This window comes from Amycolatopsis echigonensis, assembly GCF_002846615.1.
GTDB lineage: Bacteria > Actinomycetota > Actinomycetes > Mycobacteriales > Pseudonocardiaceae > Amycolatopsis > Amycolatopsis echigonensis.
In genome coordinates this window covers 3,254,443-3,279,955 of sequence record NZ_PJMY01000003.1, presented here as the reverse complement: position 1 = coordinate 3,279,955, position 25,513 = coordinate 3,254,443, and the positions used below count along the sequence as shown (strand labels likewise).

The window sequence follows — 25,513 nt, the reverse complement described above, 5'->3', positions numbered from 1 at the left end:
GGGTCCTTCTCGTAAGCTCGGCATTTTTGGCAGCCGTGGTGATCGCGGCGATCGTGGTACCGCTCGCGCTCTACAGCGGCAAGGTGCCCGGCCACGCGATCGCGGTGTCCCAGCCAGGCCAGTGGCAGCTGGGATCGGACCGGATCCCGCCGTACGAGAACGGCATCGATTCCTGGGTCGTGGGCGACGAGCTGGTGCTGGTGAACGACACCTATGCGGTCGCGTACGCACGAAGCGACGGCAAGGAACGCTGGAGAATCCCCTCCCCCTCCGGCCATTTCTGCGGGGCGAGCACCTCTGTCGTCGATAACCACATCGCCGTCGGCTATGGGGATCGCTGCTCGAGCGCGGCCGTGCTGGATGTCAACGCGGGAAAGCTGCTGTGGCAGCGGGCGATGCCCATCACCTCGTCGGGAAGCCCGTCGGAGGCGAAACTCGACGAGCACGCAGTGCTGGAGATCGTCGGCGGTTCGGTCGTGGTCGTGCACTACCAACAGCTGCTCGGGCTGGACGCGACCACCGGCGCCGTCCGCTGGTCCGAGGTCTCGCCACCGACCGACGAGAAGGTGTACTCGAACTGCATCCCGTCGGACGGGGTGCCGCGGACCGCGGACTTCGTGCTGCTGTCCCACTGCAGCGCCAAGGACTCCGGCGAGGACTTGTACGTCGCCGTTGGCGTCGATCCCACGACCGGAAAAACCAAGCAGCACAACGAGTTCGTGAAGAGCAAGTCCTACCTCACGATGGCGTGGGTGAGCGCGTCGCCACTGGTCGCCTACCTCAGCGATGCATCGAAAGGGGTGTACGAAACTCTCGGCGACTCGCTCGAACCGGTTTCCACCATCGAGGCCGGAGACGCGTTGAACGGCTTCATGGGCGACGACGGATTCGGCTACAGCCTGAGCGGGATCTCCAACGGCACGTCACATCGACGTTCGCGAGCACTCGTCACGGGCACCACGATGATCGCGCTGACAAACCCGCAGAAGCCCAATCGCCTCGCCGCGTTCGACCTCCACACCGGTGCCAAACGCTGGGAAGCCCCGGCACCCGGCGGCGGCATTGTCGCGGCACCGCTCGCGGTGGACCACGGGCAGGTGATCGCCGTGGTCTCCGCTGGCCAGGACAGTCCTGACCAGCACATCGTCAAGTTCTCACTGGACACCGGAGCTGTGACACCCGTGCGCACGGTCTCGCTCACGGGTTCCGGCGATCGCCGCTTGGCACCGTGGTTCTGCCGTTTGTTCTGGGCAGACGGGGCCGTTTTCGGAGTCCGCGGGATCTACAGCGGGCAGTCCACGGCACTGGTCTTCCGGCTCGGCTGAACACGGTCATCCCAGCCCGCATCCGTGAAGGGAACCAGCCGGGACTCAGAGTCCCGACTGGTTCCCTTCACGGATGCGGGCACCTTAGGCTTTCACGAGCGCGTCGACCGCGCTGTAGAACAGGCCGAGGCCGTCGTCGGACGGGCCGGTGAGCGCGTCGATCGCGTGCTCCGGATGCGGCATGAGACCGACCACGCGGCCGTTCTCGCTGGTGACGCCCGCGATGTCGTTGCGGGAGCCGTTCGGGTTGCCGCCGACGTAGCGGAACACCACGCGGCCTTCGGCCTCCAGCATGTCCACAGTGGACTGTTCGGCGACGTAGCAGCCGTCGTTGTTCTTGACCGGCACCAGGATTTCCGCGCCCGCCTCGAAACGCGTGGTCCACGCGGTGGTGTTGTTGTCCACGCGCAGCCACTGGTCGCGGCACACGAAGTGCAGGCCGACGTTGCGGATCATCGCGCCGGGCAGCAGACCGGCCTCGCACAGGATCTGGAAGCCGTTGCAGATGCCGAGCACCGGCATGCCCTTGCGGGCCGCGTCGATGACCGAGGACATCACCGGCGCGTAGCGGGCGATCACGCCGGCGCGCAGGTAGTCGCCGTACGAGAAGCCGCCGGGGACGACGACCGCGTCGACGCCCTTCAGGTCGTCGTCGGCGTGCCAGAGCGAAACCGCCTCGGCCTCGGCGTAGCGGACCGCGCGGGCGGCGTCGCCGTCGTCGAGCGTGCCGGGGAAGGTGATGACGCCGATGCGGGCGCTCACGCCTCCACCCGCCGGATCGTCCACTGCTCGATCACCGGGTTGGCGAGGAACCCCTCGGCCATCTTGGCCAGCGTCTCGTCATCGACGTCGTCGTCGACCTCGAGTTCGAAATGCCGCCCCTGGCGCACGTCGGCGACCCCGGAGAAGCCCAGCCGCGGCAGCGCGCGCGCCACCGCCTGGCCCTGCGGGTCGAGGATCTCGGGTTTGGGCATGACGTCGACAACGACTCGAGCCACGGCTGGCTGCTCCTTATTTCTGCAGGTCGTGGGTGCGGTTGAAGCTTACGTCACCAGCCTGACTGGCAGACAGACCGGTATCGAGCGGGAGACCTGAACCACCCGCCGCAAGGCCAGTACCCGCGGCCGGGTCCTTTTCCGCCGCGCGGGCCGCAGCAGGGGCAGTTCCCGCCGCTCGGCCAGCCGCAGTTCGGCCCGGACCCGCCGCAGCCGCCGAAGAGGATGTCGAAGGCCGGGCTGTGGATCTCGCTGGGCTCTGTGGTCGTGGTGCTCGGCGGCCCGGTCGCGTTCACCGGCTGGGTGACGTGCGCGCAAGACGGAGGTGCTGGAGACCGCGGGACAGACCATCGTGCACGTCGACGCCGAACGCGACAGGTCAGCCAGCCAGGGCCGCGCGGTGGCCGGCGCGTGGACCACCTCCTTCGACCCCACTTCTGACTGATCGGTTTTCCGGGGACTTGCGCGTAGCGTGACCTGCGCCATGATGTGTCGTTGACAGGGCGTCAACACCACCGGGAGGCAGCGTGCCAGAGCAGGACTCCTTCGACTACGTGATCGTCGGCGCGGGCAGTGCGGGCTGCGTCCTGGCGAACCGGCTGAGCGAGGACCCGTCCGCGCGGGTGCTGCTGCTCGAGGCCGGTGGCGAGGACACCGCGGACGAGGTCCGGATCCCGGCGGCGTTCGCGTCGCTGTTCAAGACGAAATGGGACTGGAACTACGAGACGGTCGAGCAGAAGCACACCGGCAAGAGGGAGTACTGGCCGCGCGGCCGGATGCTCGGCGGGTGCTCGTCGATCAACGCGATGATCTACATCCGCGGCAACCGCGCCGACTACGACGGCTGGCGCGATGCGCACGGAGCGACCGGCTGGGGCTGGGACGACGTGCTGCCGTACTTCAAGCGCGCCGAGGGCAACCAGCGCTTCGGCGGTCCGCTGCACGGCACGGACGGCCCGCTGCACGTCGAGGACCGGCGGTTCACGCACGAGCTGTCGCACGCCTGGGTGGACAGCGCGGTCGCGTGGGGGCTCAAGCACACGGACGACTTCAACGGCGAATCACAGGAGGGCGCCGGGCTCTACCAGGTCACGTGCAAGCGTGGTCGGCGCTGGTCCACCGCGGACGCTTACCTGCGGCCCGCTTTGTCGCGGCCGAACCTGACGGTGCGGACGAACGCTCAGGTCATGAAGGTGGTTTTCGAGGGCACGCGAGCGGTCGGTGTGTCCTATTTGGACAAGGGCGTGCCGACGACGGTCCGCGCGGACGCTGAAGTCCTGTTGTCCGGCGGCGCGATCAACTCGCCGCAGCTGCTGATGCTCTCCGGCGTCGGACCGGCCGAGCATCTGCGCGAGCTGGGCATCGACGTGGTCGCCGCGCTGCCCGGCGTCGGCGACAACCTGCACGACCACCCGGCGGTCGGCGTGATCTGGTCGACGAAGGGCACGACGGACATCGCGGACTCCGCGACGCCGGCCGGGCTGATGCGCTACCAGCTGACCAAACGCGGCCCGCTCGCGTCGAACATCGGCGAGGCCGGAGCGTTCTACTCGACCCGCGACGGACTGGCCGCGCCGGACATGCAGATCCACGTGGCCCCGACGTTGTTCTACGACAACGGACTGCGCGAACCGACCTGTCCCGGGTTCACGTCGGCGGCCACGCTGGTCGACGTCGCGAGCCGCGGCCGGCTGCGGCTGAAATCGGCGAATCCGTTGTGGAAGCCGGAAATCGACCCGGCGTATTACGCGGAATCGATCGACCTGGAGACGGTGAAGTCGGCGTTGCGGTCGCTGATCGAGATCGGTCGGTCCGGCCCGTTGGCGAAGTTCTTGGACCGGCCGTTCCTGCCTGCGACGCATGATCTGTCGGACGAGGCGTTGACTGAGCACGTCCGGCAGAACACTCAGACGCTGTACCACCCCGTCGGCACGTGCGCGATGGGCAGCGGCGAACACGCGGTGGTGGACCCGGATTTGAAGGTGCGCGGGGTTTCGGGACTGCGGGTGGTGGACGCCTCGGTGATGCCGGTGGTGCCGCGAGGGAACACCAACGCGCCGACGATCATGGTGGCGGAGAAGGCGGCCGACCTGATTCGTTCTCGATGACCGCTCTGTCAACCTGGCGGGACCTCCTTGCCTCCTGGGCGATTCCGGACACCGTGCATCCTCCGGAATCGCCGTGGGTCCTTCCGCGCGAGGTGTTCCTGCGACGGGCCGACCGGCAGATCGCCGCGCCGATCGGGGCGACGCACCGGCTGGCCGCCGAGGCACTGCAGGAACCGGGCACAGTCCTCGACATCGGCGCGGCGGCCGGGGCGGCGAGCCTGCCCCTGGTCGGCCGGTCGAACGTCACCGCCGTGACCGCGCTGGACACCGACGACGAGTTGCTCGCGGCCTTCGCCGAGCGAGCCGCGGGCGTGGAGCATCGGCTGCTGTCCGGCCGGTGGCCCGATCTCGCCAAGGAAGCTGGCCAGGCAGACGTCGTGGTGTGCGGAAACGTGGTCTACAACGTCCCTGACCTGGCCCCGTTCGCCGCGGCGCTCACTGCGGCGGCGCGGCGGCGGGTGGTGGTCGAGACGGCCGCGCGGCATCCGTTGACCGAGCTCAACCCGTTGTGGCAACGGTTTCACGGCATCGAGCGACCGGCCGGCCCGACTGTCGAGGACTGCCTCGCGGCGCTCGCGGAAGTGGGGATCGAGCCGGAAGTCGTGGAATGGCGACGGCCGCCGGAGCCGGAGTACGCGGAGTTCGCGACCGCAGTGGACGTCGTCCGGCGGCGGTTGTGTTTGCCTGCCGATGCGGCCGGGGAGGTCGAGCGGGCGTTGCTGGAGATGGGGGTCGACCCGGAAATGCCGCCAGACCTCGGGTCTTCCGGCCGGGATCTGGTGACCCTGGTATGGCCTGGTTCGGCTTAACGGGCGCGTTCGAAAGCAGGAACGCGGGCAGGCTGCAACGCGAAGAGCTGCCACGCGAGGAAACCTAGGGCGAGAATGAGGTAGGAATCGCCGACGAGGTGCTGCCACGGGGTCCACGCGAGTTCTTTCATTCCGCTGGACGGCACGAGGGTGTGCGGCGCGGCGACGAAGACCGCGACGCTCGCGACCAAGGCGGCGGCCGCGCGGGGCGTGCGCACCCGGGCGGCGAGGACGAGCGTCGCGGGCACTGCCCAAACCCAGTGGTGCGACCAGGAAATCGGTGACAGGACGAGCACGGCTGTCGCGTTGACGACGAAGGCCAGTGGTCCGTCGACACGCCGCATGACGAGCACGGTGGCGATGAGGACGAACGCGGACAGGGTCAGCCACAGCAGATCGTGGGTGTGCGGCAGCAGGGCGAGACGGTTGAGAGCGCCTTCGATGGTCTGGTTGGTCGCGTAGGGAGAGCCGCTGAAACCGTCGGCATTGGTGAGGCCGCCACCGAAGAAGTACTCGGCGGAAGCGCGCGGAGCGACCAGGAAACCCACCAACGTGGCTGCGGCACCGACGAAAAGTGCGTTTCTGGCGGCGCGGTAATCCTTGGCGAGCAAGAAGAACAGCAGGAAACCGGCGGGCGTCACCTTGATCGCGGCGGCAAGGCCGACGAGCACGCCGCGCGGCCAGCGCGGATTGGGCGTGAGGCAGTCGACCGAGACGAGGGCCATCAGGACCAGGTTGATCTGTCCGAAGGAGAGCGTCGAACGCACCGGTTCGAAGGCAAGCGCCGCAACGGTGAGCGCGGACGCGGCCACTGCCGCGGTGCTGCGGTTCCAGCTCTGCCACAGACGGCGGACGGTCACGTACAGGACGGCCCAAAGCGACGCCGCCGAGACGAGGTCAATCAGCACGGACGCGACGGAGAGCGGCGGAAGCGCCAAGGCGGAGAAGAGAATCGCGGCGAACGGCGGGTAGATGAACGGCAGCATGGAACCTGCCGTGGTGGTGGGGAGAGCGCCGTAAAGGTCGCCGCCGTGGAGGACAGCGTCCGCACCGAAGCGGTAGACCTGCAGGTCAACCGGCGTGAAGCTGCTGAGGGCAGCCGCTGCGCCCATGACAAGCACTATCGCGGCGACGACGGACAACACGGCGGGCGTCCGCCTGACCTTTCCCTGCAACCACATATGGGCGGCGATTGTAACGGCAAGCCGGACGCCAGACGGTTTGTCGATATTTGGCTGTTTTGTCGGACCCCGTCGCTACGCTCGCGCCATGAGCACTTCCCTCCGCTACCACGCGAGCCAGCTTTCCCTTATCCGGACAAGGAAAGCCTCTCTCTGGATGAGGACAGCATCGAACCAGGCTCGGTCGTTGCCGATGCCGTTCGACCTCGGACCGGGTGATGCCCGTGCTCGGACAGGTGCTGGGCTCGGTAACCGAGTTGCGCCGCGCCGTTCCGGACGCGCAGTGGCACGTGCACCTGCACGATTTCGATCTCCCGTGGAACGAGAGCGAGGGGTACTTCGTGCCCGGGTAAGCGGCTAGCCGACGTTCCGCAGCGCATCCCTGGTGAGGTCCGCCAGGGTCGGATAGCCGTCGACAGCCATGATCAAGTCAGCTTCAGCGAGCAAGGTACGCAGAACATGGACAACGCCGTCCTCACCAGCCAGCGACAAGCCCCACGCGTACGGGCGGCCGACGCCCACCGCGGTCGCGCCCAAAGCCAGCGCCTTGACCATGTCGGCTCCGGAGCGAACGCCGGAGTCGAACAGCACCGGGGTGCCGTCCGCGGCGTCGACCACCTCGGCCAGGCAGTCCAGCGCCGGGAGGCCGCCGTTGGCCTGCCGTCCGCCGTGGTTCGAGCAGTAGATCCCGTCGACCCCGCCGTCGATGGCGCGGCGGGCGTCCTCGGGGTGCTGGATGCCTTTGACCAGCAGCGGAAGCTTCGTCAGCGACCGCAGCCAGGGCAGGTCTTCCCAGGTCAGCGGGTTGCCGAAAAGCTGAGCCCACAGTCCGACGGCGGCCGCCGGGTCGTCCTCGGGGGCCTTGTCGAGCCGTTCCCGGAAAACCGGGTCGGTGAAGTAGTTGGCCAGGCAGTGCCCGCGCAGCTGCGGGAAGTTCGCCGTCGACAGGTCGCGCGGCCGCCATCCGGTGACCCAGGTGTCGAGCGTGACGACGATGCCGCGGAAGCCCGCTGCCTCGGCGCGTTCCACGAGCGAAGCGGCGACGTCCCGGTCGGTGGGCGTGTAGAGCTGGAAGAACCCTGGGGTGTCGCCCAGTTCCGGGACGAGCGTTTCCATCGGGTCGACGCTCAGCGTCGAAGCGACCATCGGCACGCCCGTCCGAGCGCTGGCCCGCGCGGTCGCGAGGTCGCCGTGGCCGTCCTGCGCGCACAGGCCGATCACCCCGACCGGCGCGAGGAACAGCGGCGACGGCAGCCGCATTCCGAACAGATCCACCGACAGGTCGCGTTCCTTCGCGCCGACGAACATCCGCGGGACCAGGCCCCAGCGCTCGAACGCCTCGACGTTCGCGCGCTGGGTCCGCTCGTCACCCGCACCACCGGCCACATAGGACAGTACGGACGGCGGAAGCGCTTGTGCCGCACGCGCTTCCAGTTCCGCGTACGCCATCGGCAGGTCCGGAACGCGGCCGGACAATCCGGCGAAGTAGATCTCGTGCTGGAAATCGCCGAAGGCGGGCAACAGTTCTCCTCAGCGCTTGCCGTGCAGGACGGTGATCAGCTTGGCGACCAGCGCGTCCGTGGATTCCTTGCGGGAGAAGGAAGTGAGCGTGATCGGCGCGGTGAACCGCTGCCGGGCCACCGCCTTCGGCCGGGCGAACTCGCGCAGCCCTTCGGGACCGTGGATTCGGCCGAATCCGGAATCGCCGACGCCGCCGAAGGGCAGCGACGCGATGCCGGCGAACGAAAGCGGCGCGTTCACCGAGGTCATGCCCGCGCGCAGCCGCGATGCCAGCTCGGCACCGCGCGCCCGGGAGAACACCGTGGATCCGAGGCCGTACTTGGTGGCGTTGGCCTTCTCGATCGCTTCGTCCATGTCGCGGACCTTGGCGATGGTGACCGTCGGCCCGAAGGTCTCCTCGCGCACCGCCTCGGAGTCCTCGGGGACGTCCACCAGCACGGTCGGCTGGACATAGCGGTCGCCGACGCTCTCCACGCCGCCGACCACCGCTTTCCCGCCGCGTTTCAGTGCGTCCTCGATGTGCCGACGGATCACCGACAGCTGAGACGGCATGGTGATCGGGCCGTACTGCGCGTCCTCGTCGGAGCCGGCGCGCACGTTCTTCGCCTTCTCGACGACCCGCGCGACGAACTCGTCGGCCACGCGTTCGTGCACGTAGACCCGCTCGACGCCGATGCAGGTCTGGCCGGAGTTCGAGAACGCGCCCCAGACAGTGGCGTCGGCCGCCGCCTCGAGGTCCGCGTCCGTGTCGACCAGCAGCGCGTCCTTGCCGCCGGCCTCGATCACGACCGGGGTCAGGGTGTTCGCGGCGGCGGCCATGATCTTCTTGCCGGTGGCCGCGGAGCCGGTGAACGCGATCTTGTCCACGCCGGAGCCGACCAGCGCGGCCCCGGTCTCGCCGAAACCGGTGACCAGCTGCAGCACCGGCTGCTCAGGCACGATCTCCGCGAAGGCGTCGACCAGCCATTTCCCGACGCCCGGGGTGTACTCGCTCGGCTTGAAGACGACGGCGTTGCCCGCGGCCAGCGCGTACGCGATGGAACCGAGCGGAGTGAACACCGGGTAGTTCCACGGCCCGATCACGCCGACGACGCCGAGCGGGAGGTACTCGACGGTCGCGGCCTGGTTGGCCATCAGGAGGCCGGACGAGCGGCGGTGCTTGCCGAGCACCTTGCGGGCGTTCTTCGCCGCCCACGCGATGTGCTCGATCGCCAGCACGCTCTCGAGCTGGGCGTCCGCGATCGGCTTGCCCGTTTCGTCGCGCACGACCTGGCACAGCTGCGGGAGCCGCCGGGTCAGCACGCCCTTCCAGCGCTGGAGCCGCTCCGCGCGACCGGCGAAGCCAAGCCCGTCCCACCAGCGCGCGGCCGCCCTCGCCCGCTCGACAGCGGAGCCGACTTCCTCGGCCGTGTGCACCGGATAGGTGCCGACGACCTCGTCGGTGGCCGGGCTGAGCGAATCGAACGTCTCGCCGACGGGCGTCGGCTTCGGCTGGACCGCGGTCATCGGCGTCTCCCCGTCTCGGTGGACCCCCAGGCTACGAGGTTGCTGACACTCTGCCAACAGTTGCCCGGGCTTCCCGCCAGCATGGCATCCGGGAGCGAGCGCGGAAAGTCCTCCGACCGGGAGCCCGCGCTGGACACCGGCGTCCGGCCGGGCCTCAAGCGTAAAGTTGAGGCGACCAATCTGGTAAGGAGAAAACCTGATGCGGATCGTCCATTTCGGACATTCCTGCGTACTGCTCGAGACCGCCGCGGAGCGGATTCTGCTCGACCCGGGCACGTTCTCCACCGGCTTCGAGGCCGAGCGCGAACTGTCCGCGGTGCTGATCACCCACCAGCATTTCGACCACCTCGACGTCGAACGGCTGCCCGGCCTGCTCAAGGCGAATCCGGACGCGAAGCTGATCGTCGACCCCGGTTCGGCCGAGGCGATCGAGAAGCTGCACTTGGAGTTCGAGATCGCTCGGCCCGGGGACGCGTTCGAGTTCGGCGGCACGTCGGTGTCGGTCGTCGGCGGCGAGCACGCGGTGATCCACGCCGACATCCCGGTGATCCCGAACATCGGCTACCTCGTCGACCACGACGCGTTCTACCACCCGGGCGACTCGTTCTTCGTGCCCGAGCAGAAGGTCGACGTGCTCGGCCTGCCCACCGGGGCGCCGTGGCTGAAGGCGGGCGAAGCGGTGGACTTCCTGCGCGCGGTCGCGCCGCGCCGGTCGGTGCCGATCCACGAGGCGGTGCTGGCCAACCCGGCGATGCACTACGGGCTGTTCCAGAACCTCGCCCCGGAGGGCACCGACGTGAAGGTGCTGGAACGAGGCGTCGCGACGGAGGTCTAGGCGGGAGCGGTGTGGCGCAGGGAGCCGTAGGTGCTCCCGAACGCCCGGTTTTCGAGGGCGACGTCCACCGCGTCCAGCAACGCCTGCCGCAAGCCGGGGCGGCTGAGGTCAGCGGCGTCAATGCCGAGCCGCACCAGCCCGCCTCGGCGCGCGGCCCGGGCGGAGGCCAGTACCAGCGCGAAGCAGCGGACAGTCTCCGTACGGTGCGACTGACTCGTGAAGTCCTGTACCCGCGCGCGCCGGATCTCGCCGGTCACCAGGTCCCGGACGGCGTTTTGGTCGGCGCACAGCGTGAAGCCGTGCTCCCGCAACGCCTGCACAGTGCCAGGAGACGCGAGCCAACGCGGCGGTGCGAAGCCGTCGACAGCTACGCCAGTCGCGTCGAGAGCGGCCTTCGCGGCGATGAGCCGAAGCCGCGCTTCGTGCGCGGGGAGCGCCGCGAACTCCGCCTTACGCCCCAGGTGCACGGCGCGATGCGTCGGCGGGATGCGGTGGTCGTAGCCGTTGAGCAGCACGGAATCACCCGCTGCGGCGCGCGTACGGACCCAGGCCGTGACAGGCCCGTCCCCGGTGCGCGCGACGTGCAGAATCGACAGCGGGACGTGCCGACGTTCGAGTTCGGCCGCCAGATGCGCACACCGGTGCAGCGTGCGTGTGGTGACCCCGGACAGCGAGACCAGCAGGCGAGCATCCACGCCACCATTGCGCCGCAGCCGTGTGGCGACCGCCTGACCGCTCCGTGAACTGCGAGTGAGACTTACGCGGCGGACAGTCACAGCCGGATGGGCTCGGCGGTTATGCGGCTTTGCGGCAGTGCCAGATGAGCATCGACGGCACGTCCTTCGCCGCTGCGGCGAGCGCGTCCGGGATCAGGCCGTTAAGCGACCACGGCCAGAGATCCCACGGCCCGCCTCCCGGGACATGCCGCGGTTCGACCGGTGCCGGCGTCGGCTCCTGACAGCTCACCGGCGTGAGACCCGAGTTGAGGAATGCACGCACGTAGTCGCCAACGCGATGGTGGTTCGTTCGCACCCGAGCCGGAGCGCCGTCGGCCGTGCGCACGGAGGGGATCGATCCGCGCTGGACCTGCTCGGGATGCACGTCGGAGAGGACGAGGTGCCCGCCTGGGACGAGGACGCGGGCGAACTCCGCGATCACCGGAGCCAGGTCCGGCACGTGCGCCAGCGCGAGGCCGCAGAGCACGACGTCCTGCGAACCGTCGTCGACCGGGAGTTCCCGCAGGTCGGCGACGAGAGTCTCATCGGCTCTGGCGTGGCTGAGCATCTCGGGCGAACCATCGACGGCGATGACCTGGTGACCGCGTTCGACCAGGAGGCGGGTGAGTCGTCCAGTGCCGCAGGCGGCGTCGAGCGCGCGGCCGGGCGGGATGGTGTCGAGGATGGTCGCGAGGTGCGGCTCGTCGGCGAACGCCGCGTTCTCGCCGGAGTCATACGCCGCGGCCCAACGCGCGTACCCTTCTCGCGGGGCGAGCTGAGTTACCTCGACCCCGTTGGCCAGCTTGTCGTCGGCTAGCAACGCACGGACGTCAGCTAGACGCGCTTCAACGAACTCGCGGTCGTGCTCGCCGGTGAACGCGCGGAGCAACGCGGCTCCTTCGATGCCGATGAGGTAGGCGAGGGGATGCTCGTAACTCACTCTTGCGCAGGCTATTCGGGCAAATACCGCAGGGCCACCTATTTTCGGGCGAGCCTGCGCTCTCCGTATGGCGACGGAACTCCAGGCCCGCTGGTCCGGTGACGCCGCGATAAGGGCGGCGGATTACGTGCTTCCATCCCGGAGAAGACCACGACGGGATTTCGGTGCTGCTGCCCGACGAGCTGGCCGGTTCCGGCGAGGTCCGCCGACCGGACCACTACTCGCTGGCCAACGCCATCGGTGCGGCGACCGCGCAGATCCGCGGCGAGGTCGACCGGTATCCGTGATCGAGCCCGGCCGTCGCGAAGCCGTGGTGGACGCCCGCGGCGGCGGCGAAATCTTCCGGCTCCGGACCACTGGCTTCCTGTTCCGGGTGCTTGCGGCAGCACCGACCGCCGTTGCCCGGTTCGCGACCTGCCTCAGGATGCCGCGGCACTTCCGCCCACCGCCGTTGCTAACCGGTTTTCTCGATTGGGCTCAGCAGCTCACGGATTGACCGGTTTGGCCGCCTCGACCAGTCGCCGCACCGCGACCGCGACCCGCCCGCGCAGGTCGGGGTCGATGAGGGCCCCGTTCTCGACGGCCTGGCGGGGAATGGGAATCCGCGCACAAGCTTCGTCGACGATGCGGGTGCCCGCGTAGGTGAGCGTTTTGCGGAGAGACTCGTGCGCGTCCGCACCCCCGGTCGGCGCGGCGACCGAAGACGCGTTGATCCACGCGACGGGCTTGCCGTACATCTCACCGCCGCCGATGGTCCAGTCGAGCAGGTTCTTGAAGGAACCCGGCAGGCCGCCGGCGTACTCCGGAGTGCAGAACAGGACGCCGTCCGCCGCCCCGATCGCCTCCCGCAACGCCACGACCTCGACGGGCAACGGACCCCGATCGCAGTCCGGATTGAAATGCGGCAGCCCAGCGAGCCCACCGTACACAGTGGACGACGTAAAACCGGCCGCGGTCGCGATGACAGCCGCATTGACCGAGCCGGCCCGCAGACTGCCGCTGATGAGCAGAAGCACGAAGCCCAGTGTGCCAGCACGGGAGTCGTTGCGGGGTCGGCTTTTTTCGGGGGTGCTGAGTTTCACCCACTGCTACCGCACGAACGCAATCGCCACACGACACGCCAGCACCGCCATCCACTTCGAGACCACGCGAGCTTGGCGGTGAACTCTCAGTGGAGATTGGATGAATCAACGGAGCGCAGACCGCAACGGCCCGGAACCAGCGGCGCGGGCCTGCGCCAAGGCTGACACGGCCCGTCGACACTCAGCCGAATGCGGGCTCGGCAGCAACCTGAAACCAGTAGCGCGGAGTCGGCGGGGCGGACCTACACCGAAGCTGACGCGGCCCGCCGACACCCAGGCGAATGCAGGCTCGGCAGCAAGCCGAAACCAACAGCGACGAGCCCGCGCCAGAACCGGCACGACCCGCCGAGCGCAACTTGCACAGCAGCCCGGAACCGACAGCAGCCCGCTCGATCCGGAACCGGCACTGCTTTGGCAGACAGCCCGAACTCAAGTTCGGCAGCACCCTGGAATCGACGAGGCAGGCCTGCGCCGGACTGGCGCGGCCTACAGACACTCAGCCGAATGCCGGTTCCGCGGCCACTGGGGAAGCAACGGCAACGAGCCCCACCGAGGCTGACTCCGCGTGCCGAGCGCAGGCCCTACGTCAACATCGACCGCCTGCGACCAGGCCGCGCCGGAGCCGACCCAGCTCGCCGATACTCGGCCGAGCGCAGGTTCCACAGCAGCCGCGCGGTGGGCGGCCGACCTGGCACGACCCGCCAACCGCCAACCGAGCACAGGCTCCACGGCAACCACGCCATCAGCGACCAACCAGGCACAACCCTCCAGCAACCAGCCAAGCGCAGACTCCATAGCAACCACGTCGTCGACGCCCAGGCAGGCTCAACCCGCCACCCGAGCGCAGGTCACACAGCAACCACGTCGTCGGCTACCAGGCAGGCACAACCCGCCAACAACCAGCCGAACATAAGTTCCGCAGCAACCAGGAACCGACGGCGAGCAGACTGCGCGCAAGTCGTTCGGCCGGCAACCGGCAGTTCGACCAAGCGCAGGCACGATTGTCCGACGACGATCTCGCGACAACCATCCGCGGCCAGCTCAAAACCGTGGCGCCGGAACCCGCGAATGGCTCGCCGAGGGTCAGCGGCAAGTCACCAGGCGGCGCGCCGACCTCACTCCCACACCACCCCTCCCCGTTGACCCTGTGCCAAGCCAGCCGCCGCGGCTGCCGCGCGGGTGCCTGGGTCCAGGGGGTTCGGGCCGATCGCCGCGACCGAGGCCTCGTCTGGCTCCAGTACCGCCACCTTCGCGCCTGCCGAGCGCAGATCCGCCAGCACCTGGTCGAACGACCGCTCCGTCGGGAACACCTCTGCCGCGCCCATCGGGACGACCACTGTCACCTGGGCGAAACCTGTTGCATAGTCCGCATTCGCGGAGGAACGGACGCCACCGTCCACGTACTGCTTTCCGTTGATCGGCACCACTGGCCAGACGCCGGGCACCGCGCAGCTTGCCTCGACCGCGTCGACCAGCGGGACGCCGGACGTGCGGTCGAACACCGCCGGTTCACCGGTTTCCGCGTCCACCGCAACGATTTTCACGGCACGCTCGGGCCACTCATGAGACGGCAGGCGGGATTCGATCACCGCGCGCCGCCGCGGTTCCGGTACGGTTTCCGCGGCCAGGGCATATTTTCCCATCGCCTGGCGGGTTTCCGCCGCGGTGCCGACCTCGGCCAGCACCGCGGCGAACTCCTCGCCGAACTTTTCCGGGTCGAACTCGGCCGCGATCTCCGCCGCTTGCAAGGACGGATCGGTCTGCCGCGCGTAGAGCTGCGGCAGCGGCAATCCGCTGCCCACCTGCGCCGCCACCGCCGCGCCCGCCGACGTGCCGATCAGCACGTCGGCTCCGGTCACGTCCTGGCCCGCTTCCGCGAGACCGGTCAGCAATCCGGTCGCCCACGCGATCCCGGCGACGCCACCGCCGCCCAACACCAAAGCTCGGCTCATGCCGCTCCTTTCCCCGGCACCCACTCTGCCCTAGGGCACCGACAATTTCCGCAGCGCCGACTCCAGCAGGGCGTCCGTCTCTGGCTTCGGCAGCGACAACTTCAGCAACGTCTCCGCCACCTCACGGTATTTCGCCACTCGCGCCGGGCTCGAACTGCTCGCGCTTTCCCGCAGCAACCGCTCGTGCACGATCGAGGGCAGGTCCGCGAAATCGAAAATCGTGAATCCCCTGCCCAGATCCGGGTGCCGGTCCGCCGGGACCACCCGCACCTCGACCTTGCCTTCCGCCAACCGCTCGCGCAGGTGCCGCAGCTGTTCCGCCATCGCCTCCGCGCCGCCGATCCTCTTGTGCAGCGCCGTTTCCCCCAGCACCAGCACACACCGCGTGCCCGAATCGAGCACTGCTCGCCGCGACAGCCGCTCGGCTACCCGCGCGTCCACCTCGTCCGCGACAACGCCCGCAGCACTCGACAGCAGCGCTCGCGCGTACCCGCTCGTCTGCAACAACGGCGGCACGACTTCCGGCTCCCAGCCGAACACCGCGTCCGCCGTGCGCTCCCACTCCAGGTACGGCTCTTCTCCGCCGCTGTCTATCCAGTCCTGCTCTCGCGCTCCTCGCGCCATCTCCACTATTCGCCTGCGGTCCGGCCCGATCACCCTGCAGTGCGCCAGGACCGCTCCGATGTCCTCCGGCTTCGGCAGCCGCAGTCCTCGTTCCCAGTTCGTCACGAAACCAGGCGTCATCCCCAGCAACCGGGCCAACTCTCTTACACCCAGTCTTCTTCTCTCCCGCGCCGCGCGTAACTCCAGGCCCAATGCCCTCGCGCGCGGTGTTGCGTACGGTGTGGTCATGGTTGCAGTGTGTCAGGGGGTGCCGACAGTTTTCGGGGTTCTCTCCCCTGGGGACTTCGCTCTCTCTTCCCTACAGCCAGTCCTCCAGCGACAACCCCGTCATCCTCTCGTACGCCTCCACGTACCTTGCCCTCGTCGCCTCCACCACTTCACTCGGCAACGGCGGCGGCTGTACGTTCGACTCCCTGTCCCAGCCCGACTCCGGCCCCGTCAGCCAATTGCGCACGTACTGCTTGTCGAACGACGGCTGCACCCTTCCCGGCTCGTACCCCTCCGCCGGCCAGTACCGCGACGAATCCGGCGTCAGCACTTCGTCCGCCAGCACCAGCGCGCCCGTCTCGTCCACGCCGAACTCGAACTTCGTATCCGCCAGCAGGATCCCGCGCTTCGCCGCCACTTCCGCGCCACGGCGGTACACCGCGAGCGTCGCCTCGCGTAGCTCCTCCGCGCGCTTCGCGCCGATAGTCGCGACCACTGCGTCGAACGAAACGTTCTCGTCGTGCTCGCCGAACGCCGCCTTCGTCGCGGGCGTGAAGATCGGCGACGGCAGCTTCGAGGCCTCCACGAGACCCTCGGGCAGCTCTACGCCGCACACTGCGCCCGTACGCTGATAGTCCGAGTACCCGGACCCCGTGAGGTACCCGCGCGCGACAGCTTCCACCGGCAGCATGTCGAGACGGCGTACGAGCAGCGCGCGCCCGCGTACCTCGGCAGGGATGCGCGGGTCGTCGTACGCGACAAGGTGGTTCGGGACCAGGTCCGACAGCTGCTCGAACCAGAACACGCTCATCGCCGTGAGCACGCGGCCCTTGTCCGGGATAGGCGTGTCCAGGATGAAGTCGTAGGCGGAGATGCGGTCCGAGGCGACCAGCAGCAGGTGGTCGTCCCCGACCGCGTACAGATCCCGGACTTTTCCGGCGGCGATCTTCGGGTAATCGGCGAGCGTCGTCACCGCTGCACCCTAACCCGAGCGCCGCTCCATCGAGGATGATGCAGGTCATGGCCTACCGCTGGATTTCGTTCACCTCCGACTACGGGCTGCGCGACGGCTTCGTGGCCGCCTGCCACGGGGTCATCGCCGGCATCGCGCCCGACGTACGCGTTCTCGACGTGACTCACCTCGTCCCACCGCAGCAGGTGCGCTCAGGCGCGGCAGTGCTCGCTCAGACCGTGCCGTCGCTGCCTAAGGCCGTACACCTCGCTGTCGTCGACCCAGGCGTCGGGACAGAGCGCCGTGGCATCGTGGTGGTCGCGACGCACGGCATCTTGGTCGGCCCGGACAACGGCCTGCTGCTGCCTGCCGCAGAGGCGCTAGGCGGCGTGTACGCGTCGTACGTGATCGATGTGCGCACGCCGACGTCGGCGACCTTTCACGGCCGTGACGTCTTCGCCCCGGTTGCCGCGAAGCTCGCTCTCGGCGCGCACCCCGGTTCCTTCGGGCCTGCTATCGACGACCCGGTGCGGCTGCCGGAACCGCTGGTCGCGGCTTTCCCGGGCAAGCTCGTTTCGGACGTGCTGACGGTCGACCACTTCGGCAACGTCCAACTCGCCGCCACCCCCGCCGACCTCGAACTAACCGGCTTGACCGGTGAGGTGACGGTGCACAGCGAGCACGTCGCGGTGTCCGCGGCGATCGGCCGGACCTTCGCCGACGTGCCGCGCGGCGCGAACCTCGTCTACACCGATTCGGCGGGGAAGCTGGCCGTCGCGGTCAACGGCGGCTCGGCGGCTTCGGTGCTGCGAATCGGGCCGACCGAGGAATGCACCATCACCGCGTCGCCGACTGCCAGCTGACCGGGCCGGGTCACCGCCGCCTTCATGCCGAAGAGGACACCGCCCTCCGGGTCGCGGTGGTACGCGGCGAGCGACCGGATCGGCTCCGGGCCGGAGCGCTTGCCGGTTTCCTGATCCACCATCGGCACCGCGCAACGGACGCACAGCTTCGCGTAGGCGAACTCGACCCCGCCGGCTTCCATCCGCCGGACCGAGTCCTCGGCGTGCGGTTCCGCCCAGCCGCGGATCACGAGGTTGGGCCGGAACCGGTCCATCGGCACCGGTTCGCCGCCGCGCTCGGCGATCCGTTCGTTCAGGTGGTCCAAAGAGGACTCGGAGACGACGAGGATCGCGTGCCCGTCGGCGAACCACGCGGTGCCGGGGGTCTCACCGCTGGTGACGCGCTCATGCTCCGGTGTGACGCCGAGCAGCACGGATGGCTGACCCACCACGGTGGAGAACCACTCAGCGGCGTCGGCACCCTGGTGGATGCCCTCGCCGGTCCAGCTGAAGGTGGCCGCGGGGTGCCGGTGACCGTCCTTCTGGACTTCGATGGTCAGGTCTTCGATCCCGGGCGCGGACAGGGCCAGGCGGGTGCCGCCGTCCAGGATGCGGGGCCGGACCGTGGCCATGACCGGGAAGCGGCGCTGGCTGCGGAAGTCTCCGTCGTGGGCGGTGACGATGAACTCACGGTCGTGCGCGAGACCGGCCGGGGTTACGTCGGCGGACTGGACTGTCGTGCCGGCGCAGCCTTTGACCGGGTAGTACGTGAGCCGAGAGATCGTCCCCATGGCATCACGGTACCTGGTGGTCCGAAGGGGACGGGAGTGCACGATTCCGCATGAACCGCCGCCGCGCCGGTACCCTGCGGACTCGTGGAGCTGCTGCCGTTCGACGAGTACATGCGCTCGCTGCCGCGGAAGCGGATGTCGGCTGGCACTCTGCTCCGCGACGAAACCGGACGCGTCCTGCTCGTTGAGCCGTCCTACAAGGACAGCTGGGACATACCTGGCGGGGTATGCGACGCGGGCGAGCCGCCGTGGCGCACGGCGCGCCGGGAGCAAGCCGAGGAAATCGGGATCGACCGCCCGCTCGGCCCGCTGCTGGTCCTCGACTACGCACCGGACGACGGCCGGATTCCGGAAGGTCTCGCGTTCATCTTCGACGGCGGGCGAATCTCCGCGGCAGAAACCACCCGCCTCGCTCTCACCGACCCGGAGATCCTGGCCGTGCACCTCTTGTCGATCGACGAAGCAACTCAGCGAGTAGCACCGTCACTGGCCCGGCGGCTCCGAGTGGCCTGGGACGCCGCCCAGACCGGTGACAGCTTCATCCTCTGCGAGAACGGCCAGCCGATCACAGCACCTGCGACAAGAACTGCTGCAACCGAGGACTAGCCGGTGCCTCGAACACCTGCTCCGGCGTCCCCTGCTCCACGATCCGCCCAGCGTCCATGAACGCGACCTCGTCGGCGACGCTCCGGGCGAAGCCCATCTCGTGCGTCACCACGATCAAGGTGAGACCACGCGAAGCCAGCCCCGCCATCAGGTCCAGGACGCCTTTCACCAGCTCCGGGTCCAGCGCGCTCGTCGCCTCGTCGAAGAGCATCACTTCCGGTTCCATCGCCAGCGCACGAGCGATCGCCACTCGCTGTTGCTGGCCACCGGACAGCGCCGCGGGGCGGTACGGGGCCTTGTCCGCGAGGCCGACTTCCGCCAGCCGGGCCCGGGCGACCTCTGCGGCGTCCTCTTTGGACATACCGCGCACGCTGCGCAGCGGCAGCACGATGTTGTCCAAAACCGACCGATGCCCGAACAGGTTGAAGTGCTGGAACACCATTCCCACGCGCTGGCGCAACGCGTCCGGATCCGAGGCGATGACACTCTCGCCGTCCAGCAGCAAATCGCCGCTGTCCGGTTCCTGCAGGCGATTCACGCAGCGCAGCAAGGTCGACTTGCCCGAACCGGACGGGCCGATGACACACGTGGTGCTGCCGCTCGGCACCTTCAGGTTCACCCCGCGCAGGACCTCCAGCGTGCCGAAACGAACGTGGATGTCGCGCAGTTCCACCGAAGAAGAACGAATCGCCGTGCTCATATCGCCGCCCCGCCCGCGAGCATTTCGGTGCTTTCCGCGGTCACCTTGCGACCGGTCTGCAGCCGCTTGTCGATGTAGTTCACCAGGTGCGTCAGCGGCACGGTGATCACCAGGTAGACCGCCCCGGCGGCCACCAGCGGCGACAGGTTGCCCGTGTTGGCCGCGAGGTCCTGGCCGATCCGGAACAGTTCCCGTTGCGAGGTAAGGAAACCGAGGAAGTACACCAGGGTCGAGTCCTTCACCAGCGCGATGAACTGGTTCACCAGCGCGGGCAGCACCCGCCGCACGCCCTGCGGGATCACTACCAGCAGCATCGCCTTGGAGTAGCTCATGCCGAGCGCGCGGCTCGCCTCCAGCTGTCCTTTGTCGACGCTCTGGATGCCGGCCCGGAAGATCTCGCCGATGTACGCGGCGGCGATCAGGCTGAGCGCGGCGATGCCCAGCGGGTACGGGTTGTTCCCCACCAGACCGCGGGCGAGCAGGCCGACGCCCTGCCCGATCACCAGGATCGTCAGAATCGCGGGCAGGCCGCGGAAAATGTCCGTGTACACCCGCGCCGGCCAGCGCAGCCAGCGCTTGGTGGACAGGCCCATCACCGCGAGCACCATGCCGAGCAGGGTCCCGATGACCGCCGCCGACACCGACAGGATCAGGGTGTTCAGCAGGCCGGTTTTGAGCAGGTCCGGGAAAACTTCCCAGATGTAGGTCCAGTTGAGGAAAGTGTCGAGGAACTGATCCATCAGGCTACTTCGTCTTGAAATCAGCGGGGACCGGAATGTTCGGCTCGAACTGCTGGTGCACCTTCTGCCAGGTGCCGTCCGCGACGGCCTTCTTGATGCCGTCGTTCAGCTTGGCCAGCAGCTCGGTGTTGCCCTTGCGCACCGCATACCCGTGCGGAATGCTCGTGGTGATCGCCTTCGTGACCTTCAGCGCGGGGTTCTTGGCCGCGTAGTCCTCCGCGGACACCTGGTCGAACACCGCACCGTCGACCGCTCCAGAGCTCAGTGCGCTCAGCGCCGCCGCGTCGCTCGGGAACCGGACCGCCTGGGCCTTCGGCGCGTTCGCGCCCAGCCAGGTGTCCGACACCGTGCCCTGCACCACGCCGATCCGCTTGCCTGCCAACGAATTCTCGTCGGAGATGCCCGCGGTCGACTTCGCCTCGATGCCGAGCGACTGGTAGTTGTACGGATCGCTGAACGCGACCGTCTTCTTGCGCGCCTCGGTCTGCGCGATCGCCGAGCTGCCGATGTCGAACCGGCCGTTCGCGACGCTGCCGAGCAGTGCCGAGAAATCGGTCGACACGAATTCCAGCTTCAGGCCTTCTTTCGCGGCGATATCCTTCAGCAGCTCGTTGTCGAAGCCGGTGAATTGGCCGTTCTCCTGGTACGCGTTGGGCCGGGAGTCGCTCAGCGTGCCGACTCGCAAGGTCTCGCCGGCGTCGCCACCGCACGCGGTGAGACCGGCGACCAGTGCCGCCGCGAGGGCGGTGACGATCAGTTTCTTCATGCCACCAGTGTGCCCGCGCATCAGGAGTTCGCCACCGGGAGGCCCGGTCCGCCCTTCTCCAGCTCCTTCGCGATCGGAGCCTCCTTGAAGAACTGCGCGTGCAGCCGGGCCGCGGTGCCGTCGGCGATCGCCTTGGCCAGGCCGTCGTTGATCTTCTTCAGCAGCTCGGTGTTCGACTTGGCGACCGCGAACGCCGACGGCGTGTCCTTGTCCGCGACGGTGTAGCCGAATTCGAGCGGCACCGCCGGGTTCTGGTCGAGGTACTTCTGGCCGATGTCCTTCGGCACGACCCAGCCGTCGAGACCGCCGGTCTTCAACTGCGCGAAACCGGCGTTGTAGTCCGGGAACCGCACGACCTGGGCCCCGGCGAGCTTGGCGGCGAACTCGTCCTGCACCGATCCCTGCACGACGCCGACCCGCTTGCCGGCGAACGAGTTCGCGGCGGGCAGCGCGGCGCCCTTCTTGCTGACGACGGTGGTGTAGCTGGTGTCGTAGCCGTTGCTGAACGCCACGGTCTTCTTGCGCGCGGCGGTCGCGGAGATCGTCGAGCTGCCGATGTCGAGCTGGCCGCCGGCCACCTTCGCGAGCAGCCCGGAGAACTCGGTGCCGACGAAGTCGACCTTGAAGCCCTCGCGCTTGGCGATGTCCCGCAGCAGTTCGTTGTCGTACCCGGTGAACTGGCCGTTTTCCAGGTAGATGCTGGGCGGGGCGTCGGTCAGGGTGCCGACGCGCAGGGTTTCCCCAGAAGCGTCCGAGGATCCGCACGCCGTAAGACCCGCGGTGGCGGCGGCTACGACGGCGAGCGTGCTGAGGATCTTTCTCATGACTTCTTCCTGAATATCCGGGGTGCGCAGACAAGAAGCGCCAAGCCGCGGGGTGGCGGCCTGGCGCTTCCGGGTTCGGCACGAAGACTAAAAGCTTCGCCCGATCGAGTAATGCCGTCTCAGCACGTGGACGACGTGCGCGCACTCACAGAATCGGCTGCGGCGCGTACGCCGCGGCGTCCGGGAATCGCTTGAGCACGTCCTCGACACGCGCCGCGACTTCTTCGACCTGACGCGGGGCCACACCGGTGAACGAGATCCGGTCGGCGAGCAGTTCGTCCAGGTCAGCGCGGTCGAGCGGGAGCCGCTCGTCGGCCGCGAGCCGGTCGAGGAGGTCGTTCTCCGCGCCGCGTTCGCGCATCGCGAGGGCGACTCCGACGGCGTTCTCCTTGATCGCCTCGTGAGCCGTCTCACGCCCGACGCCCCGGCGCACCGACGCCATGAGCACCTTGGTGGTGGCGAGGAACGGAAGATAGCGATCAAGCTCACGCTCGACCACCGCCGGGAACGCGCCGAATTCGCCGAGCACGGTGAGGAAGGTCTCGAGCAGGCCGTCGAGCGCGAAGAACGCGTCCGGCAGCGCGACGCGGCGCACCACGGAATCCGAGACGTCGCCCTCGTTCCACTGGTCGCCGGCCAGTTCGCCGATCATCGACAGGTACCCGCGCAGCACCACCGCGAGGCCGTTCACGCGCTCGCAGGAGCGGGTGTTCATCTTGTGCGGCATGGCCGACGACCCGACCTGGCCCGGTTTGAAGCCCTCGGTGACGAGCTCGTGGCCGGCCATCAGCCGGATCGTCTTGGCGAGGCTGGACGGAGCGGCGGCGAGCTGGACCACAGTGGACAGCACGTCGAAGTCGAGCGAACGCGGGTACACCTGGCCGACGCTGACGAACCGGTTGCCGAAGCCGAGGTGCTCGGCGATCCGCGACTCCAGCTGGTCCAAAGTGGACTCGTCGCCGAGCAGGTCGAGCATGTCCTGCGCGGTGCCGACCGGGCCCTTGATGCCGCGCAACGGGTAGCGCTCGATCAGGTTGTCCAGCCGGGAGAACGCGACGAGCAGTTCGTCGGCGGCGGTCGCGAACCGCTTGCCGAGCGTCGTCGCCTGCGCGGCGACGTTGTGCGAGCGGCCGGCCATCACCAGGTCGGAGTGCTCGACGGCGAGCGCCGCCAGCCGGGACAGCACCGTCGCGACGCGGGCGCGGACCAGTTCCAGCGACCGCAGCTGCTGCAGCTGCTCGACGTTCTCGGTGAGGTCGCGCGAGGTCATGCCCTTGTGCACGTGCTCGTGCCCGGCGAGGGCGTTGAACTCCTCGATCCGGGCCTTCACGTCGTGCCGGGTGACGCGTTCGCGGGCGGCGATCGAGTCGAGGTCGACCTGCTCGACCACGCGCTCGTAGTCGGCGAGGACGCCTTCGGGCACCTCGACGCCCAGCTCGGCCTGAGCCCGCAGCACGGCGAGCCACAGCCGCCGCTCGAGCACGACCTTGCGTTCGGGCGACCAGAGCGCCACCAGCTCAGGCGAGGCGTAGCGGGCGGCGAGCACGTTCGGAATGCGGGGCTTGTCCGTCACGCGGCCACGATACCTGCGCAGGTCAGCGAGGCGGTCACCACTCCGTGAAGCCGCCGTCGGGCAGCCGCCACACCGGCGACCGCCACGTGTGCCCGGTCTCGTCGGCGCGGCGGACGGCTTCCTCGTCCACCTCGATGCCGAGCCCGGGCGCGGTCGGGCGCGCGGCGTAGCCGTCGGTGAACCGGAACAGCGCGTCGTCGGCGAGATAGGCGACCGGCTCGCGGCCGTCGTGGTAGTGCATGCCGAGGCTTTGCTCTTGGATCAGGAAGTTCGGCGTCGCGAACGCCACCTGCAGCGCGGCGGCCAGCGAGATCGGGCCGAGCGGACAATGCGGGGCAAGGTTCGCGCCGTACACCTCGGCCAGCGCGGCGATCCGGCGCAGCTCCGAAATGCCGCCCGCGTGCGACGGATCCGGCTGCACCACGGCGACGCCCGCGTCCAGCACGGGTTTGAACTCCCAGCGCGAGAACAGCCGTTCCCCGAGCGCGATCGGGACCGTCGAGGCCTCGACCACCGATTTGACCACGTCGGCGGGCAGTTCCGGCAGCACCGGTTCCTCGACGAACATCGGCTGTACTTCTTCGAGCATCTTCACCAGCCGTCGCGCCATCGCGGGCGAGACACGGCCGTGGAAGTCGATCGCCAGGTCCCGATCGGGTCCGAGAGCTTCCCGAGCCTCCCGGGCGCGGGCCAGCGCAGCCGCCGCCTCCGCGGGCGTCGCGATCGGCCCGAGCGGACCGGCGACGTTCATCTTCACCGCGGTAAAACCGAGCTCGACCTGCGCGGATACCGCGTCGAAGATGCCCGAAGGACGGTCGCCGCCGACCCATGAATACACCCGCACGCGATCGCGCACCGGGCCGCCGAGCAGCTCGTGCACCGGAGCGTTCCGGGCCTTCCCCGCGATGTCCCACAGCGCCTGGTCGAACCCGGCGAGCGCGCTGGAAAGCACCGGACCGCCACGGTAGAAACCGCCGCGCCGCAGCACCTGCCAGTGGTCCTCGATGCGCAGCGGATCCTTCCCGACGACCAGCTCGGCCAGCTCGTGCACGGCCGCGCGAACGGTCCCGGCACGTCCTTCCACGACCGGTTCGCCCCAGCCGGTGATGCCCTCGTCGGTGCTGACCTTGAGGAACAACCAGCGCGGCGCGACGAGGAACGTCTCGATCCCGGTGATCTGCACCCTGCCTCCACAACGGACTAAGCGGAATCCTTCGCGGCCGACCAGCCGCCGTCGACGGTCAGCTCGGCGCCCGTGACGAACGACGCCGCGGGTGAAAGCAGGAACGCGATCACCGCGGCGACTTCGGCTGGATTACCGAGCCGTCCGGCGGGCGTCGCGCGGACGCTGCGTTCGCGGTCCTCCGCGCTGATCCGATCCCATGCCTCGGTCTCGACCGGGCCGGGAAGCACGGAATTCACCCGAACTTCCGGCGCGTACTCCACGGCCAATTGCCGGGCCAGAGACACCAACGCGCCTTTGCTGGCCGCGTACGCCGGGTGGCCGGGCAGCCCGAAACGCGCGTGTACTGAGGAAACCAGCACCACCGAGCCGCGCCGAGATCGCAGCGCGGACAGGCAGGCCCGCATGGCGAGGTACGACGCGGTGAGGTTCACGTCGAGCTGCCGTTGCCATTGCGCGCGGTCGGTTTCGTGCAACGGCCCCGAAGTCGGCAGGTACGCGTTGCTGACCACTGCGTCGACTTCGCCAGCCAGGTCGAGAACGCGTTGCCACGTCTCGTCTTCAGTCACGTCACCCTGCACGCCACCGGGCACCGGGGCCAGATCGACTCCGATCACCCGGTAGCCGTCGGCGTTGAGCTGGAGGGTGGTCGCGGCTCCGATCCCGGACGCCGCGCCGGTCACCACGGCAGTGCGCATGGTTCGCAAGCATGCCGGGGCGCTGGAGCAGCCGTCA

28 protein-coding genes are annotated in these 25,513 nt (G+C 68.8%); 9 read left to right on the top strand and 19 right to left on the bottom strand.

Annotated features, from left to right (window positions below; all coding sequences use genetic code 11):
* The first annotated feature begins 35 nt into the window (after positions 1–35).
* Positions 36–1,325: an outer membrane protein assembly factor BamB family protein gene (locus ATK30_RS20415; RefSeq protein ID WP_244194944.1), complete on the top strand. Its 1,290-nt coding sequence runs from the start codon at positions 36–38 to the stop codon at positions 1,323–1,325.
* Between the two features lie 84 nt (positions 1,326–1,409).
* Here the strand turns inward: ATK30_RS20415 and purQ are convergent, their stop codons facing one another.
* A complete protein-coding gene (gene purQ / locus ATK30_RS20410; protein WP_101436964.1) occupies positions 1,410–2,087 on the bottom strand; it encodes a phosphoribosylformylglycinamidine synthase subunit PurQ in 678 nt (225 codons plus the stop codon).
* A complete protein-coding gene (purS, locus tag ATK30_RS20405) occupies positions 2,084–2,323 on the bottom strand; it encodes a phosphoribosylformylglycinamidine synthase subunit PurS (RefSeq protein WP_037808692.1) in 240 nt (79 codons plus the stop codon). Before purS ends, purQ begins: the two co-directional genes overlap by 4 nt.
* Positions 2,324–2,847: 524 nt before the next feature.
* Between purS and ATK30_RS20395 the strand changes: the two genes are divergently transcribed.
* Together ATK30_RS20395 and ATK30_RS20390 are read left to right on the top strand one after the other, a co-directional pair.
* A complete protein-coding gene (locus ATK30_RS20395; protein WP_101436963.1) occupies positions 2,848–4,428 on the top strand; it encodes a GMC family oxidoreductase in 1,581 nt (526 codons plus the stop codon).
* Positions 4,425–5,237: a class I SAM-dependent methyltransferase gene (locus ATK30_RS20390; protein WP_101436962.1), complete on the top strand. Its 813-nt coding sequence runs from the start codon at positions 4,425–4,427 to the stop codon at positions 5,235–5,237. The genes ATK30_RS20395 and ATK30_RS20390 overlap by 4 nt, the downstream gene beginning before the upstream one ends.
* On the opposite strand, the gene ATK30_RS20385 is transcribed toward ATK30_RS20390, so the two are convergent.
* Positions 5,234–6,349 carry a glycosyltransferase 87 family protein gene (locus ATK30_RS20385; protein WP_244194670.1) on the bottom strand — a complete coding sequence of 372 codons (1,116 nt, stop codon included), beginning with the start codon at positions 6,347–6,349 and terminating at the stop codon, positions 5,234–5,236. The genes ATK30_RS20390 and ATK30_RS20385 overlap by 4 nt on opposite strands.
* A 287-nt stretch (positions 6,350–6,636) precedes the next feature.
* Here ATK30_RS20385 and ATK30_RS46895 point away from each other — a divergent pair, with 287 nt between their 5' ends.
* Entirely contained in the window at positions 6,637–6,771 is a 135-nt protein-coding gene (locus ATK30_RS46895; protein WP_279630008.1) for a hypothetical protein, read from the top strand.
* 4 nt (positions 6,772–6,775) lie between these two features.
* Here the strand turns inward: ATK30_RS46895 and ATK30_RS20380 are convergent, their stop codons facing one another.
* Both ATK30_RS20380 and ATK30_RS20375 read right to left on the bottom strand, forming a co-directional pair.
* Positions 6,776–7,939 carry a lactate 2-monooxygenase gene (locus tag ATK30_RS20380; protein ID WP_101436960.1) on the bottom strand — a complete coding sequence of 388 codons (1,164 nt, stop codon included), beginning with the start codon at positions 7,937–7,939 and terminating at the stop codon, positions 6,776–6,778.
* Between the two features lie 9 nt (positions 7,940–7,948).
* Entirely contained in the window at positions 7,949–9,445 is a 1,497-nt protein-coding gene (locus ATK30_RS20375; RefSeq protein WP_101436959.1) for an aldehyde dehydrogenase family protein, read from the bottom strand.
* Between the two features lie 199 nt (positions 9,446–9,644).
* Here ATK30_RS20375 and ATK30_RS20370 point away from each other — a divergent pair, with 199 nt between their 5' ends.
* Positions 9,645–10,280, top strand: coding sequence for an MBL fold metallo-hydrolase (locus ATK30_RS20370; RefSeq protein ID WP_101436958.1), 636 nt, complete (start codon positions 9,645–9,647; stop codon positions 10,278–10,280).
* Here the strand turns inward: ATK30_RS20370 and ATK30_RS20365 are convergent.
* Entirely contained in the window at positions 10,277–10,975 is a 699-nt protein-coding gene (locus ATK30_RS20365) for a DUF2334 domain-containing protein (RefSeq protein WP_183123388.1), read from the bottom strand. The two genes, ATK30_RS20370 and ATK30_RS20365, sit on opposite strands and share 4 nt — an antisense overlap.
* A gap of 100 nt (positions 10,976–11,075) precedes the next feature.
* A complete protein-coding gene (locus ATK30_RS20360; RefSeq protein ID WP_101436957.1) occupies positions 11,076–11,936 on the bottom strand; it encodes a class I SAM-dependent methyltransferase in 861 nt (286 codons plus the stop codon).
* A gap of 164 nt (positions 11,937–12,100) precedes the next feature.
* Here ATK30_RS20360 and ATK30_RS46890 point away from each other — a divergent pair, with 164 nt between their 5' ends.
* Together ATK30_RS46890 and ATK30_RS45640 are read left to right on the top strand one after the other, a co-directional pair.
* Positions 12,101–12,223, top strand: a complete 123-nt coding sequence (locus ATK30_RS46890; RefSeq protein ID WP_279630007.1) for a hypothetical protein — start codon at positions 12,101–12,103, stop codon at positions 12,221–12,223.
* On the top strand, positions 12,220–12,432 hold the full coding sequence (locus ATK30_RS45640; RefSeq protein WP_208637380.1) for a hypothetical protein: 213 nt from the start codon (positions 12,220–12,222) through the stop codon (positions 12,430–12,432). Before ATK30_RS46890 ends, ATK30_RS45640 begins: the two co-directional genes overlap by 4 nt.
* On the opposite strand, the gene ATK30_RS20350 is transcribed toward ATK30_RS45640, so the two are convergent.
* From ATK30_RS20350 to ATK30_RS20335, 4 genes are all read right to left on the bottom strand, one after another.
* The gene (locus ATK30_RS20350) at positions 12,422–12,898 is read right to left on the bottom strand and encodes an NADPH-dependent FMN reductase (protein WP_463672423.1); all 477 of its coding nucleotides are present in this window, start codon (positions 12,896–12,898) and stop codon (positions 12,422–12,424) included. The genes ATK30_RS45640 and ATK30_RS20350 overlap by 11 nt on opposite strands.
* A gap of 1,235 nt (positions 12,899–14,133) precedes the next feature.
* Entirely contained in the window at positions 14,134–14,970 is an 837-nt protein-coding gene (locus ATK30_RS20345; protein WP_101436956.1) for a patatin-like phospholipase family protein, read from the bottom strand.
* Between the two features lie 30 nt (positions 14,971–15,000).
* On the bottom strand, positions 15,001–15,822 hold the full coding sequence (locus ATK30_RS20340) for a helix-turn-helix domain-containing protein (RefSeq protein WP_101436955.1): 822 nt from the start codon (positions 15,820–15,822) through the stop codon (positions 15,001–15,003).
* Between the two features lie 70 nt (positions 15,823–15,892).
* Positions 15,893–16,774, bottom strand: a complete 882-nt coding sequence (locus ATK30_RS20335; RefSeq protein ID WP_101436954.1) for a phosphoribosylaminoimidazolesuccinocarboxamide synthase — start codon at positions 16,772–16,774, stop codon at positions 15,893–15,895.
* A gap of 47 nt (positions 16,775–16,821) precedes the next feature.
* Here ATK30_RS20335 and ATK30_RS20330 point away from each other — a divergent pair, with 47 nt between their 5' ends.
* Complete coding sequence (locus ATK30_RS20330; protein ID WP_167441960.1) at positions 16,822–17,616, top strand: SAM hydrolase/SAM-dependent halogenase family protein; 795 nt, start codon at positions 16,822–16,824, stop codon at positions 17,614–17,616.
* On the opposite strand, the gene ATK30_RS20325 is transcribed toward ATK30_RS20330, so the two are convergent.
* Complete coding sequence (locus ATK30_RS20325) at positions 17,499–18,386, bottom strand: MOSC domain-containing protein (protein ID WP_167441959.1); 888 nt, start codon at positions 18,384–18,386, stop codon at positions 17,499–17,501. The two genes, ATK30_RS20330 and ATK30_RS20325, sit on opposite strands and share 118 nt — an antisense overlap.
* A gap of 84 nt (positions 18,387–18,470) precedes the next feature.
* On the opposite strand from ATK30_RS20325, the gene ATK30_RS20320 reads away from it, so the two are divergent.
* A complete protein-coding gene (locus ATK30_RS20320; RefSeq protein ID WP_101436953.1) occupies positions 18,471–18,992 on the top strand; it encodes an NUDIX domain-containing protein in 522 nt (173 codons plus the stop codon).
* Here ATK30_RS20320 and ATK30_RS20315 read toward each other — a convergent pair.
* The 7 genes from ATK30_RS20315 to ATK30_RS20285 all read right to left on the bottom strand — a co-directional run bounded on the left by ATK30_RS20315 (position 18,952) and on the right by ATK30_RS20285 (position 25,476).
* Entirely contained in the window at positions 18,952–19,692 is a 741-nt protein-coding gene (locus ATK30_RS20315; protein WP_101436952.1) for an amino acid ABC transporter ATP-binding protein, read from the bottom strand. The two genes, ATK30_RS20320 and ATK30_RS20315, sit on opposite strands and share 41 nt — an antisense overlap.
* Positions 19,689–20,432 (bottom strand): amino acid ABC transporter permease, encoded by a 744-nt coding sequence (locus ATK30_RS20310; protein WP_101436951.1) that lies wholly within the window; start codon positions 20,430–20,432, stop codon positions 19,689–19,691. Before ATK30_RS20310 ends, ATK30_RS20315 begins: the two co-directional genes overlap by 4 nt.
* 4 nt (positions 20,433–20,436) lie before the next feature.
* A complete protein-coding gene (locus ATK30_RS20305) occupies positions 20,437–21,198 on the bottom strand; it encodes an ABC transporter substrate-binding protein (RefSeq protein ID WP_101436950.1) in 762 nt (253 codons plus the stop codon).
* A 20-nt stretch (positions 21,199–21,218) separates the two neighbouring features.
* Positions 21,219–22,022: a substrate-binding periplasmic protein gene (locus ATK30_RS20300; protein ID WP_101436949.1), complete on the bottom strand. Its 804-nt coding sequence runs from the start codon at positions 22,020–22,022 to the stop codon at positions 21,219–21,221.
* 145 nt (positions 22,023–22,167) lie between these two features.
* Positions 22,168–23,595, bottom strand: coding sequence for an adenylosuccinate lyase (gene purB / locus ATK30_RS20295; protein WP_101436948.1), 1,428 nt, complete (start codon positions 23,593–23,595; stop codon positions 22,168–22,170).
* A 34-nt stretch (positions 23,596–23,629) separates the two neighbouring features.
* The gene (gene dgoD, locus ATK30_RS20290) at positions 23,630–24,778 is read right to left on the bottom strand and encodes a galactonate dehydratase (protein ID WP_101436947.1); all 1,149 of its coding nucleotides are present in this window, start codon (positions 24,776–24,778) and stop codon (positions 23,630–23,632) included.
* 17 nt (positions 24,779–24,795) lie between these two features.
* Positions 24,796–25,476: an SDR family NAD(P)-dependent oxidoreductase gene (locus ATK30_RS20285; protein WP_101436946.1), complete on the bottom strand. Its 681-nt coding sequence runs from the start codon at positions 25,474–25,476 to the stop codon at positions 24,796–24,798.
* Positions 25,477–25,513: the final 37 nt, after the last annotated feature.

Coding starts and splice junctions, on each gene's coding strand:
- ATK30_RS20390 (WP_101436962.1), top strand. CDS start 4,425: ATGACCGCTCTGTCAACCTGGCGGGACCTCCTTGCCTCCTGGGCGATT.
- ATK30_RS20385 (WP_244194670.1), bottom strand. CDS start 6,349: ATGGGCGCAGCGGCTGCCCTCAGCAGCTTCACGCCGGTTGACCTGCAG.
- ATK30_RS46895 (WP_279630008.1), top strand. CDS start 6,637: ATGCCCGTGCTCGGACAGGTGCTGGGCTCGGTAACCGAGTTGCGCCGC.
- ATK30_RS20375 (WP_101436959.1), bottom strand. CDS start 9,445: ATGACCGCGGTCCAGCCGAAGCCGACGCCCGTCGGCGAGACGTTCGAT.
- ATK30_RS20370 (WP_101436958.1), top strand. CDS start 9,645: ATGCGGATCGTCCATTTCGGACATTCCTGCGTACTGCTCGAGACCGCC.
- ATK30_RS20345 (WP_101436956.1), bottom strand. CDS start 14,970: ATGAGCCGAGCTTTGGTGTTGGGCGGCGGTGGCGTCGCCGGGATCGCG.
- ATK30_RS20340 (WP_101436955.1), bottom strand. CDS start 15,822: ATGACCACACCGTACGCAACACCGCGCGCGAGGGCATTGGGCCTGGAG.
- ATK30_RS20330 (WP_167441960.1), top strand. CDS start 16,822: ATGGCCTACCGCTGGATTTCGTTCACCTCCGACTACGGGCTGCGCGAC.
- ATK30_RS20325 (WP_167441959.1), bottom strand. CDS start 18,386: ATGGGGACGATCTCTCGGCTCACGTACTACCCGGTCAAAGGCTGCGCC.
- ATK30_RS20315 (WP_101436952.1), bottom strand. CDS start 19,692: ATGAGCACGGCGATTCGTTCTTCTTCGGTGGAACTGCGCGACATCCAC.
- ATK30_RS20310 (WP_101436951.1), bottom strand. CDS start 20,432: ATGGATCAGTTCCTCGACACTTTCCTCAACTGGACCTACATCTGGGAA.
- ATK30_RS20305 (WP_101436950.1), bottom strand. CDS start 21,198: ATGAAGAAACTGATCGTCACCGCCCTCGCGGCGGCACTGGTCGCCGGT.
- ATK30_RS20300 (WP_101436949.1), bottom strand. CDS start 22,022: ATGAGAAAGATCCTCAGCACGCTCGCCGTCGTAGCCGCCGCCACCGCG.
- ATK30_RS20285 (WP_101436946.1), bottom strand. CDS start 25,476: ATGCGCACTGCCGTGGTGACCGGCGCGGCGTCCGGGATCGGAGCCGCG.